The following is an 11,226-nucleotide window of genomic DNA, read 5'->3' on the forward strand; positions in this document are numbered from 1 at the left end:
CATTCCCCAGATTGCGCCGGGAAGGTTGATCGTTTGGCATTGTACAAGTCGCGAGAGATGGTGGTTCCGGCAGCGCAGCCAAGCGCCTTGCCCCAGCGCGCGCCTCAAGCTGAAGCGGCTGCCTTGTGCTATGCCTTTGAAGATATCGGGCTCGGCTGCTTCTGGTCGACCGATGCAACCGGCCGGGTCACTTATTTTTCGCCCGCCGCGCAAACGGCGCTGGGCGGGGAGCAGGGCTGCATCGGACGCTCCTTCAACGAGCTTTTTCTTCCTTCCGAAGGCGAAAGCGAGCGGTCGCTGCCATTCTTGATGACCCGGATGCGCCGGTTCGAAGGGCACGTGGTGCGCAGCGAGCGCGCAGGATCAATCCTGTGGTGGTCGGTTTCGGCAGAGCCGGTCATGGTGCGAGGCGCATTCGCCGGCTTTCTCGGGCACTGTGAGGACATCACCAGCGAGCGGCGCAGCGCCGAGGAAAGCTCGCACCTGGCGATGCATGATGCGCTGACCGGGCTGATCAACCGGCGGCGCATGTCGCAGCTGCTGGAGCGCACCCTCACCAATTGCGCCGCGCAGGGCAGCCCTTGCGCGGTGATGATGATCGATCTCGACCGGTTCAAGCAAGTCAACGACACGCTCGGCCATGCCGCAGGCGATGCGCTGCTCAAGCAAGTGGCCGAGCGGCTGGTGCGCGTGGTGGGCAACAAGGAGCATGTCGCAAGGCTTGGCGGCGACGAGTTTCAGGTGATCTTCCCGGGCGAGGAAGACCGCGGCATTCTGGGCGGCATCGCCACCGATATCATCGCGGTCGCCTCGCAGCCTTATTCGATCGATGGCAACCGCTGCATCATTGGCGCTTCGGTCGGTGTTGCCATCTCGCCGTTCGATGGCGATGGCAGCGAAGAACTTGTCCGCAACGCCGATCTGGCGCTCTATGCCGCCAAGGGCGGCGGGCGAGGCGGATTCCGGTTTTTTATCAAGGACTTGCTGAAGGCCGCCGAAGATCGCCGGTTGCTCGAAGAGGATCTGCGCGACGCGCTCGAACGCGGCGAGTTTGAAGTTCATTATCAACCTGTCGTGCGCGCGGCGGATAACCGCGTGGTCGGGGTGGAAGCGCTGGTGCGCTGGAATCATCCTGAAAAGGGCATGATCTCACCGGTGCGGTTCATTCCGATCGCCGAGGAATCAAACCTCATCAAGGGCATCGGCGAATGGGTGTTGCGCCGCGCCTGCGCCGAGGCCGCAGGTTGGCCGGGCCACTTGCGCGTTGCGGTCAATGTCTCGCCGGTACAGTTTGCCGATGAGGGTTTTCCGGCGCTGGTCGCCAATGCGCTGGCCAGTTCGGGCCTCGAGCCTGCGCGGCTCGAGCTTGAAATCACCGAAAGCGTCTTCCTGCAGGAGGGCGGAACCACCAACGAGCGGTTCAAGGCGCTGAAAGGGCTGGGCGTGCGCCTCGCGCTCGACGATTTCGGCACGGGCTATTCCTCGCTCGGCTATCTCAAGAATGCGCCGTTCGACAAGATCAAGATCGATCAAAGCTTTGTGCGCGGAGCCACCGAAGCAGGATCGCGCAACCGCGCCATCATCGCCGCGATTGACGCCCTGGCAAAAGCGCTGGATATGGAAACGACCGCCGAAGGCGTCGAAAGCTTCGACCAGTTCGATCTGATGAAAAGCCTCGACGTCACCCAGGTACAAGGCTTTATCTATAGCGAGGCGATTGCCAACGAGCAGTTCGAACGCGAGATCGATAGCGGCGTCTGGGTCATCGAACCGAACGGGCCCGCGCTCCAGCGGCATGATCGGCAGGCCATGTTCCGCCGCATCGGCGTCATTCATGACGAGCACTATTATCCCGTCGTGCTGCGCAATCTCTCGGCTTCGGGGGCGCTGATCGAAGGGCTCGTCGGGGTGCCGGTTGGGACCAAGTTCGTGGTCGATCTGGGCGAAGGGCAGTTGACCGTTTCCACCGTGCGCCGCTCGCGCAAGAGCCAGCAGGGCCTGGAGTTTGAGCAGACGCTGGTCGCAGACGGCAACGGCGGGCTGTGCACCCGCAGCCGCGTTTCCTCTTATCCGCTGGCGGCGGCAGGATTGCCGGCAAATACCCGCGTCGACGGCCCGCACCAGATGGGCAGGCGCGAGGATGGCAAGGCCTCGATGCCCGCATTTGGCATGGCCAGCGACTGGAACGGCGCCATGAAGCGCAGCGAAGACGACTGATCGGCCTGCCCGCTAACTGAACAAGCCGTATTTGCACGCGCGCGCAAGCCCGCTAAAGCCACAGCGCTATGGCACATCCGCAAAGTCCGCAAGAAGCTTCCGTTTCCGATGCTCCCCGTCCCAAGGAATGGATCCTCGGGATCCACGCCTATGTTCCCGGCAAATCGAGCGGGAGCGACGGGCAGCCGCTGATCAAACTCTCGGCCAACGAGAACCCGCTCGGGGCCAGCCCGCTGGCGTTGGCGGCGCGGGCCGAGGCGGGCGATCCGGCGCGCTATCCCGATCCTGCCAGCACCGCGCTGCGCGAAGGCATCGCCGCGCTGCACGGGCTCGACGCAGCGCGCATCGTGATGGGCACCGGCTCTGACGAGCTGCTCAATCTGGCGGCGCAGGCGTTCGCCGGTCCGGGCGATGAAGTGCTCTATGTGCGCTACGGCTTTTCGGTCTACGATATTGCGGCGCGGCGTTGCGGCGCGGTCCCGGTGGTGGCAGCTGATGCCGATTATGGCACCGATGTCGATGCGCTGCTCGGCTGTGTCAGCGCGGCCACCCGGGTGGTGTTTCTGGCCAATCCGAACAACCCCACCGGCAGCTTCCTGCCGCGCGCCGAACTGGCGCGGCTGCATGCGGGATTGCGGCCAGACATTCTGCTGGTAATCGACCATGCTTATAGCGAATACCTCGCGCCCGAGCAGAACGACGGCGCGCTCGCGCTGGCGCATAGCGCGGCCAATGTGCTGGTGACGTTTACCTTTTCGAAGATTTATGGGCTAGCGGGCGAGCGGGTCGGCTGGGCGACCGGCGCGCCCGCGCTGATCGACATGCTGAACCGCATTCGCGGGCCTTTCAATGTCTCGCTGTCGGGCCAGGCGACCGCGCTGGCCGCGCTTCAGGATCAGGGTTTCGTCGCGGCCTCGCGCGACCATAACCGCGCCGAGCGGGCACGGTTCGTCGCGGCGCTTGCGGCGATGGGCAATGCGGGTTTGCGCCCGCTGCCCAGCGAAGCCAACTTTGTGCTGATCGAGTTCAATGGCGCTTTGACCGCAGAGGCGGCCTATCTGGGCCTGATGGAGCGGGGCTACATCACCCGGTGGCTGCCGGGGCAGGGGCTGCCGCAATGCCTGCGCATCACCATCGGCACCGCGCCGCAGATGGACGCGATTGCCGATATCCTGCGCGCGATGGCCGGGCAGGCAGGATGAACCCGCCATTTTGCCGCATGGCCGTGATCGGGCTGGGCTTGCTGGGCGGCTCGGTTGCGCTGGCAGCGCGGGCCTGCGTGCCGGGCATCATGACTTCGGGCTTTGACAGCGACCCGGCGGTGCGGGCGCGGGCGCGGGAAATTGGTCTTGCCGATCACATTGCCGAAACCGCGCTTGAGGCAGTGGCGGGGGCTGATCTGGTCGTGCTTTGCGTGCCGGTGGGGGCAATGCTGGCAGCGGGGCAAGCGATTGCCAGCGGGCTGGCGGCGGGAGTGGTCGTGACCGATGTTGGATCGAGCAAGGCGGCGGTCGCGCGCGCGCTGGCGGAGGCTTTGCCCGGGGTTTGCGTGATCCCCTCGCACCCGGTGGCCGGCACCGAGCAGAGCGGACCCGATGCCGCGTTCGCGACCTTGCTGCGCGGGCGCTGGTGCATTGTGACGCCGCCCGCCGATGCCGATGCGGAGAAGCTTGCGCGGTTGATCAGCTTCTGGGAAGCGCTGGGCGCGCGGTGCGAGACGATGGACGCCGAGCATCACGACCGCGTGTTGGCGATTACCAGCCACCTGCCGCACCTGATCGCTTATACCATTGTCGGCACCGCGTCTGATTTGGAAGCGGTGACGCAAAGCGAGGTGATCAAATACTCGGCGGGAGGATTTCGGGATTTCACCCGTATCGCGGCCTCTGATCCGACGATGTGGCGCGATGTGTTTCTGAGCAACCGCGAGGCGGTGCTCGAAATGCTCCAGCGCTTTACTGAGGATTTGACCGAGCTGCAGAAGGCCATCCGCAAGGGCGATGGCGACGCGCTGTTCGATACTTTCACCCGCACCCGCGCGGTGCGCCGCTCGATCATCGAGATGGGCCAGGACGACGCACGGCCTGACTTCGGGCGCAGCGATCATGGGGATGCGGGCGCGATCACGATAGCAGGAACAGCAATCCCACCCCGGCCATGACCGCAGTCGAGGTCCAGCCCACCGCCGCCAGCCTCCACGAAATCGTAAGATGCCCCATGATGCGCGGATTGCGCGCAATCAGCATGGTCATGACCATGACGGGCGGGGCGAGCAGGCCATTGACCACTGCCGCCCAATAAAGCGCGCGCATAGGATCGACCGACAGAAAATTGAGGGTAAGTCCGGACAGCGTGGCCACCGCGATCACCCCGTAGAACGCCTTGGCCTCCTGCGGGCGGCGATCGAGGCCTTCGTTCCAGCGGAAGGTTTCGCTCACCGCATAAGCCGCCGAGCCCGCCAGGACCGGAACCGCGAGCAACCCGGTGCCGATGATGCCCAGCGCAAACAGCGCGAAGGCGAAATCCCCGGCCACGGGGCGCAGCGCATTGGCGGCCTGATCGGCCGACGTGATCGTGGTGATTCCGTGGGCGTGCAGCGTGGCGGCGGTGGCAAAGACAATGGCCTGCGCAGTTAGGTTCGAAAAGGCCATGCCGACAAGCGTATCGGTATCGATCCGGCGCAGTTCCGGCCCGGCCTTGCGCGGGGCGATGAACAGCGGGCGCGTCTTGCGGCGGTGCTGCTCTTCCACCTCCTGCGCGGATTGCCAGAAAAACAGATAGGGGCTGATGGTTGTGCCGAACATCGCAACCAGAGCCATCGCGTGCGGCTGGTCGAACACGAAGCTCGGCACGAACTGGCCGCGCAGGACCGCGACCCAATCGACATCAGTGACCAGCAGCACGGCAAAATAGGAAAGCAGCGATAGCGTGGTCCATTTCAGAAGGCCCGCATAGCGGCTGTAAGGAATGAGCACCTCGGCGGCTATGCTGCCGATCCCGAACAGCGCGGTGTAAAGCAGCACTGGCCCCGGCAGCAGGAGGTGGAGCGCCGCCGCCATCGCGCCCAGATCGGCCCCCAGATTGATGACATTGGCCACGACCAACGCCATAACCATCAGCCGCAGGAGCGCCGGCGGATAATGGCGGCGCACATTCGCCGCGATCCCTTGTCCGGTTACGGCACCGATCCGCGCGCAGATGGATTGGGTCGCCACCAAAAGCGGAAATGCCAGCAGCATGGCCCAAGCCAGCGAATAGCCGAATTGCGCACCGATTTGGCTATATGTGCCAATGCCGCTGGGATCATCATCGGCTGCACCTGTGACCAGCCCGGGGCCAAGTTGCTTCAGGCAAGAGCCGGACCCCGCGTCTTCGCTGCTCTGCGGGTCCATCAGGTCATGTTTCCGTGCCGCTGAGCGCATTGATCTCAGCCAGCACGCGGGCCTCGATCTCGGCGCGATCAAGCCCCGGCGGGATCTCTGCGCCCGCGCGGTAATGTACCGTGCCGCTGCGCTTCCAGCGGCGATTGTAGAGCGGGCCGCTATCCACCGCAACCGGGATGACCGGCAGGCCGAGCAGCTTGTAAAGCCCGGCAAAGCCCGATTGGAGCGGGGCAGGGCGACCATGCGGCACACGGGTGCCTTCGGGAAAGATCACCAGCGGCCGCCCGTCGGCAATGCGCCGCCGCGCCTCGCTCAGCATGTTGCGCAAGCTGCGCGCGCCGGCTTCACGGTCCACCCCGATCAGCCCGAAGCGGCGTCCCACCGGCCCCCAAAGCGGAATGCGCAAGAGCTCGGCCTTGGCAAAAACCACCGGGCGGGGATATTGATACGGCAGATCGATCGCCTCGAAAAAGGATTCGTGCTTGATGGCATAAAGCACACCTTCGCGCGGTTTGAAGCGTTCGGCCGAGACCCGGATGCCCAGCAGCACGCGAGCACACCAGCGATGATAGCCAGACCACGCCCATGCCGCGCGGTCAAACAGCTTTGGTGCCAGCTGCGCGGCAATGATTGCGGCCAGCACTACGATCAGCGAGCCTGCATAGAACACGGCGTAGAAGACCAGACTGCGCAGTATCTCGGCTGCGGTCGCCGAGCGATCATTCTGGACCATGTGCGGTTCTACCACCCGGCAAGCCAGGCCGCGCCGCGCGCCACCAGCTTGTTGTACTCGATGAACAGCGTTTTGAGGCTGGGCCGCGAGGCAACCGCATCGGGCACGATCTCCAGCCCGGGCGGCGCGGCATGGGCCAGATCGAACATAGCGCGGCGCATGTGCCAGTCGGTCGTGACCAGCCGCACCGAACGGATCCGCTGGCCCGCGATCCAGCGCGATGCCTCGAGCGCATTCGAACGGGTATCGACTGAATCGAAGCCCAGCGTGATGCAGCAGGCCATCAGCGCCTGCGATACGCCGTATTCCGCCTCGAACTCCTGCGGGCGGACCTCGCTGGCTACGCCTGCTACCAGCACTTGGCGTGCACGCCCGGCACGCAGCGTTTCGAGCGCGCGCGGGATGCGCCCTGCGCCGCCTGTCAGGACGATGATGCCATCGGTTTTCTGGGAGCCGGCCGGCTGCGGCAACCACAGCGCAAACCACAAAAACCCCAGCACCCAGGCCAGCAGTACGGCAGAAATCAGGCGGCGCAGCAGGCCGGGCGGTTTCATCACAGCATGCGCCTGAGCGCGGCGAGCACCGTAAGCCGCGCGGTCAGCACGGCGAGCGCCACGCCCAGCACCGGGATCAGCACAATCACCAGCCAATCGGTCCAAGCCAGCACCGCAGAACCGGTCATGCCCGAGCCAAGCGGCGCAAACTGCCGCCCCAGCGAGGCGATGGTGACAATCCCCAGCACTAGCCCGGCAAGCCCGCCCGCCGCCGCATCGAAGGCCATCGAACGCTGAAACACACGCGCAATCTGGCGATCGGTGCCGCCCAGCATGTGGACCACTTCGATCGTCTCGCGGTGATTGCTCAGCGCATTGCGCGAGGCGAGCAAGACCGCCGCCATCGTTGCGGCCGCCAGCAGCGTGATCAGCCCGTTCGCCAGCCATTGCAGCGCATTGATCGCCCGGAATACCGGGGCAAGCCAGCCGGCCTGGGCATCGATCCGTGCCGCTGGGGCGACGTCTGCAATTCTGGCGCGCAAGGCGGCGAGCCGCGCGGGGGTTGCGCCCCCGCTCAGCGCCACGTCGAGTCGCACGTCGATCAGGGCGGGAATGGGCAGCGCTTCGAGATCGTCGCCGGGGCGCGTGCCCAGCCACGGTTCGACCAGCGCATTGAGATCATCCTGCGCTACGGGTTCGGCGCTGACCACTTCGGGCGCGGCGCGCAGCGCGGCCAGCGCCGCGCGAACTTGCCGATTGCGCTCGGCCGGGGCCGCCGACACGATCTGAACCGTGACGCCGCCTTCAAGATCGGCGCTGGCGGCCTGCGCCATGTTGCGCAGCGCCAGGCCGCTTGCTGCGGCCACCACTGTCAGCGCGATCATGATCGCGATGACCCACGGCATCGGCCCGGTAAGCTGATTTTCTGGTAGCAGGCGCGCATCGCCAGAAGCGCTGCGCATGCGCAGCGCGGCCAGCCAGCGCGCGGCCCTTGCGGCGTAAGTCTGCGTGCCGGGCTGCTGTGCTTTGTTTGCTTGCGGATCGGCCACGCTCATTGGTCGGTCATGTCGAGCCGTGCTGCAGGGGCGCTGCGGCGCGGCGGATAACGCAGTGCGCCGGTCGGATCGCTGAGCCGCCCCCGGTCAAGCCGCATGATCAGCGATTCGGGCACATTCCGGATCAAATGGGCATCGTGCGTCGCGACCACCACCGTGGTGCCGAGCCGGTTCAGGCTTTCAAACAGGCGCAGCAGCTTGAGCGCCATCTCGGGATCAACGTTTCCGGTCGGTTCATCTGCCACCAGCATATCGGGCCGCGCGATCACCGCGCGCGCGATGGCCACCCGCTGTTGCTCCCCGCCCGAGAGCGTGGCGGGCCTCGCGCCCATGCGGTCTCCTAGCCCGACCCATTCGAGCATGTCGCTCACCGGCTTGGTGATATCTGCTTCGCCGACCCCGGCGACGCGCAGCGGCAGCGCCACATTGTCAAACGCGGAGAGGTGCGACACCAGCCGGAAATCCTGAAAAACGACCCCAATGCGCCGCCGAAAGCCGGGCAGGCGGCTGCGCGGCAGGGTGATCGCATCGGTGCCAAACAACCGGATCAGCCCGCGCGAGGGCCGCTGCGACAAGTACAAAAGCCTGAGCAAGCTGGTTTTCCCCGCACCGCTCGCGCCGGTGAGAAAATAGAAACATCCCGGAAACAGCGTGAACGAGATATCGGTCAGCACTTCCTTGTCGGTGCCGTAACGCAGCCCAACATTGTCAAACCGGACAATCTCGCTTTCTGGATGGCTCATTTCCGGCGGGGTGATCCTGGCACTGGGGGGCGCGGGTTTTGCGTCCGAGCGGGCTATAACCGGCAATCCATGTGGAAAAAAGGCCGCAGAAGCACTTCTCCCCGCCTGCCCCTATTGTCGCCGCCGCAGGCCATGCCTAACCACGTTGGATGATTATCGCGTGCCCCGCCTGCTCGACGCGTTATGTCGTCCCCGACAGCGCGATCGGCTTAGAGGGCCGCACTGTTCGCTGCGCCAATTGTCGCCATAGCTGGTTTCAGGACGGACCACCGCTGCCGCCGCGCGCCGAGCCCGATCAAAGCGCAGCGCCAGCGCCGCCGCAACCGGCCGCGCAACCATCCCCGCAACCAACCCCGCAGCCGCAAGCCACGGTATCCACGCCGCCCGAACCTGATTCCCTGCCGGTCAGCCCTGCGGCGCCGGGCAAAGTCTTTCGCGGCGACGATCTGCCCGAACCGCTGACGATACCACGCGGGCGGGTGCGCAAGGAGGCTGGGCAATACGCCGATGCGCCATCAAGCTTCGAGTACGAACCGCCGTTTCGCCCGCGCCGCAACACGGCGAGGCTCTGGACGATTGCAGCAGCGGCCTTTGCTGCGTCGGTCGCTGGCCTGATCGGGCTGGCCGCTGTGTTCGGATTGCCCGATTGGCTGCCGATCGCGCGCTCGACCTTTGCCGTCGCGCCGCGCGATCTCGAACTGTCGTTTCCGCCCGAACGGCAGGACCGGCGCACTTTGCCCAATGGAACGGAATACTTCGGTGCCAGCGGCACCGTCACCAATGTCGGCAAGGATATTCACGAGGTGCCGCCGATCGTGATTGTGCTGCGCGACGACAAGAACCGGGTGGTTTACACTTGGAACGTCAGCCCGCCGCGCGAAAGCCTGCGCCCGGGCGAAAGCGTGACCATCAACGAAGCCGTCACCGATGTGCCCAAGAGCGCCAGCGTTGCCGAAATCGGGTGGAAGCCTGACTGAAAATTCCGCCCGATCGCGGTTGCACCGCGCAAAGTCCTTTGCTAGTGGCCCCTCCTACCCCAACGGGTCGCTCCCGGCAGAAACTTCGGGGGCCTCGTGCGATTTGCGGTCGTGGCGGAATTGGTAGACGCGCAACGTTGAGGTCGTTGTGGGCGAAAGCCCGTGGAAGTTCGAGTCTTCTCGACCGCACCAAACAGTTTTGGAAAACTTCCCCTGAGGGGGTGATGGCATCGAATCCGGTGCACGTCCGGCGTCCGTTCCCTCAACTTGCCGTGTTGACGGCTATCCTTTTGATACGGCGCCCATCCAGAGCCGCTGCCGTCGCCGTTCTGCGGCACGGACCAGCGCGCAGATAAAGCGGCGCGCGGCGGCGGCGCGTTTTGATTTGGATCAATGCGATGAGGCCGCGGCCTCTCCAAACTCTGCGAACTATCGGGGAGGGACCAATGCCTGCTGTTGCCATGAGTGCGATGCCAACCACAGAGGTGCTGAAGCAGCAGATCGTCGACGAGACGATCTTGTCGCCGCGCTTTTACACCACCGACTTTGCGGCGCTCGACCGCATCGATGTCGGGCCGGTGCGCGATGAATGGGAAGTGTTGCTCGCGCAAATGGAAGCCGATCCCAATCGCCTGCATTTTCGCCGCCGCGACCGCTTCACTGGCATTGTCGAGGCCTTGGAGCCCGATGTCCGCGATGAGTTCATCGCTTTTCTGCTCTCCTCGATGACCTCGGAATTCTCGGGCTGCATTTTTTACTCCGAGATCGCGCGGCGCACCACGAATCCGGATATCCGGCGCTTGATGCGGTTATTGACCCGGGATGAAAGCCGGCATGCTGGCTTTATCCGCGATAGCCTCAAGGATGCAGGGCTGCCGATCAGCCTCGATTTCCTCACCAGAGCCAAGAAGCATCACTACTTTCGCCCGAAGTTCATTCTCTATGCGACGTATCTCTCCGAGAAAATTGGCTATGCCCGCTACATCGCGATCTGCCGTCATCTCGAAGCGCATCCCGAAAACAACTTCCACCCGTTGTTCGACCGGTTCGAGGAATGGTGCAACGACGAGTACCGCCATGGCGAGGCGATCGCGCTGCTGATCCGGGCCGACCCAAAGCTGACGCGCGGGGTCAACCGGCTGTGGATCAGGTTCTTCCTCGTTTCGGTCTACGCGACGATGTATTGCCGCGATCATATGCGCCCGGCGCTGCACCGCGCGATGGGCCTCGACATCACCAACTACGATTATCAGGTCTTCAAGATCTGCTCTGATATCAGCCGGCAGGTTTTCCCGATCCTGCTCGATACCGACAATCCAAAGTTTCGCGATGCGATGGAAGCGATGCGGCTGGCATCGCTGCGGCTCGAGGCGGCACGGGAAAAAGCCGGCCTGCGCAAGCTGATCGCTCGCGCCGGTGCGAGCGCTGCGGTCGGGTGGGCTTTCTTGAGGCTGCTTTCGGTGCGGACGAAGGCCAACGCCCTTCCCGCGCGCGTGCTTCACCCCGCAACCTGGTAAACGTGTTCCCCGTCAGCACCAATGGCACAGATTTGAGGTTGTGATTTAAGGAGTGTTGGGGCTTCGTCGTAGTGACGAAGGAACGAAGATGAAGTCCCAACACTCCT

General features: G+C 64.6%; 10 protein-coding genes and 1 tRNA gene. 6 read left to right on the forward strand and 5 right to left on the reverse strand.

Going from position 1 to position 11,226, the window contains the following annotated elements:
- Positions 1–123 precede the first annotated feature (123 nt).
- From Q0O40_RS13355 to Q0O40_RS13365, 3 genes are all read left to right on the forward strand, one after another.
- A complete protein-coding gene (locus Q0O40_RS13355; protein WP_295530756.1) occupies positions 124–2,217 on the forward strand; it encodes an EAL domain-containing protein in 2,094 nt (697 codons plus the stop codon).
- Between the two features lie 68 nt (positions 2,218–2,285).
- Positions 2,286–3,419, forward strand: a complete 1,134-nt coding sequence (locus Q0O40_RS13360) for a histidinol-phosphate transaminase (protein WP_295530758.1) — start codon at positions 2,286–2,288, stop codon at positions 3,417–3,419.
- Positions 3,416–4,378, forward strand: coding sequence for a prephenate/arogenate dehydrogenase family protein (locus Q0O40_RS13365; protein WP_295530761.1), 963 nt, complete (start codon positions 3,416–3,418; stop codon positions 4,376–4,378). Before Q0O40_RS13360 ends, Q0O40_RS13365 begins: the two co-directional genes overlap by 4 nt.
- Here the strand turns inward: Q0O40_RS13365 and Q0O40_RS13370 are convergent.
- Genes Q0O40_RS13370 through ftsE form a run of 5 tightly spaced genes read right to left on the reverse strand, consistent with a single transcriptional unit; the run spans position 4,341 to position 8,625 of the window.
- Positions 4,341–5,609 carry an NRAMP family divalent metal transporter gene (locus Q0O40_RS13370; RefSeq protein ID WP_295530764.1) on the reverse strand — a complete coding sequence of 423 codons (1,269 nt, stop codon included), beginning with the start codon at positions 5,607–5,609 and terminating at the stop codon, positions 4,341–4,343. The genes Q0O40_RS13365 and Q0O40_RS13370 overlap by 38 nt on opposite strands.
- Positions 5,610–5,613: 4 nt before the next feature.
- Positions 5,614–6,333, reverse strand: a complete 720-nt coding sequence (locus Q0O40_RS13375; RefSeq protein ID WP_295530767.1) for a 1-acyl-sn-glycerol-3-phosphate acyltransferase — start codon at positions 6,331–6,333, stop codon at positions 5,614–5,616.
- Positions 6,334–6,341: 8 nt separating this feature from the next.
- Entirely contained in the window at positions 6,342–6,887 is a 546-nt protein-coding gene (locus Q0O40_RS13380; RefSeq protein ID WP_295530770.1) for a YdcF family protein, read from the reverse strand.
- Complete coding sequence (locus Q0O40_RS13385) at positions 6,887–7,882, reverse strand: FtsX-like permease family protein (protein WP_295530772.1); 996 nt, start codon at positions 7,880–7,882, stop codon at positions 6,887–6,889. Before Q0O40_RS13385 ends, Q0O40_RS13380 begins: the two co-directional genes overlap by 1 nt.
- A complete protein-coding gene (ftsE, locus tag Q0O40_RS13390) occupies positions 7,879–8,625 on the reverse strand; it encodes a cell division ATP-binding protein FtsE (protein WP_295530775.1) in 747 nt (248 codons plus the stop codon). Before ftsE ends, Q0O40_RS13385 begins: the two co-directional genes overlap by 4 nt.
- A gap of 149 nt (positions 8,626–8,774) precedes the next feature.
- Here ftsE and Q0O40_RS13395 point away from each other — a divergent pair, with 149 nt between their 5' ends.
- The 3 genes from Q0O40_RS13395 (at position 8,775) to acsF (ending at position 11,119) form a co-directional block, all read left to right on the forward strand.
- A complete protein-coding gene (locus Q0O40_RS13395; protein WP_295530778.1) occupies positions 8,775–9,602 on the forward strand; it encodes an MJ0042-type zinc finger domain-containing protein in 828 nt (275 codons plus the stop codon).
- A gap of 105 nt (positions 9,603–9,707) precedes the next feature.
- A tRNA-Leu gene (locus Q0O40_RS13400) sits at positions 9,708–9,794 on the forward strand.
- Between the two features lie 278 nt (positions 9,795–10,072).
- Entirely contained in the window at positions 10,073–11,119 is a 1,047-nt protein-coding gene (gene acsF, locus Q0O40_RS13405) for a magnesium-protoporphyrin IX monomethyl ester (oxidative) cyclase (protein ID WP_295530780.1), read from the forward strand.
- Positions 11,120–11,226 lie beyond the last annotated feature (107 nt).

The organism is Novosphingobium sp. Chol11 (genome assembly GCF_945870625.1).
Classification (GTDB): domain Bacteria; phylum Pseudomonadota; class Alphaproteobacteria; order Sphingomonadales; family Sphingomonadaceae; genus Novosphingobium.

What these genes read in the sequence shown, in the direction of transcription:
- Q0O40_RS13360 (WP_295530758.1), top strand. Translation starts at nt 2,286, where the DNA reads ATGGCACATCCGCAAAGTCCGCAAGAAGCTTCCGTTTCCGATGCTCCC.
- Q0O40_RS13365 (WP_295530761.1), top strand. Translation starts at nt 3,416, where the DNA reads ATGAACCCGCCATTTTGCCGCATGGCCGTGATCGGGCTGGGCTTGCTG.
- Q0O40_RS13370 (WP_295530764.1), bottom strand. Translation starts at nt 5,609, where the DNA reads ATGGACCCGCAGAGCAGCGAAGACGCGGGGTCCGGCTCTTGCCTGAAG.
- Q0O40_RS13375 (WP_295530767.1), bottom strand. Translation starts at nt 6,333, where the DNA reads ATGGTCCAGAATGATCGCTCGGCGACCGCAGCCGAGATACTGCGCAGT.
- Q0O40_RS13380 (WP_295530770.1), bottom strand. Translation starts at nt 6,887, where the DNA reads ATGAAACCGCCCGGCCTGCTGCGCCGCCTGATTTCTGCCGTACTGCTG.
- Q0O40_RS13385 (WP_295530772.1), bottom strand. Translation starts at nt 7,882, where the DNA reads ATGAGCGTGGCCGATCCGCAAGCAAACAAAGCACAGCAGCCCGGCACG.
- ftsE (WP_295530775.1), bottom strand. Translation starts at nt 8,625, where the DNA reads ATGAGCCATCCAGAAAGCGAGATTGTCCGGTTTGACAATGTTGGGCTG.
- Q0O40_RS13395 (WP_295530778.1), top strand. Translation starts at nt 8,775, where the DNA reads ATGATTATCGCGTGCCCCGCCTGCTCGACGCGTTATGTCGTCCCCGAC.
- acsF (WP_295530780.1), top strand. Translation starts at nt 10,073, where the DNA reads ATGCCAACCACAGAGGTGCTGAAGCAGCAGATCGTCGACGAGACGATC.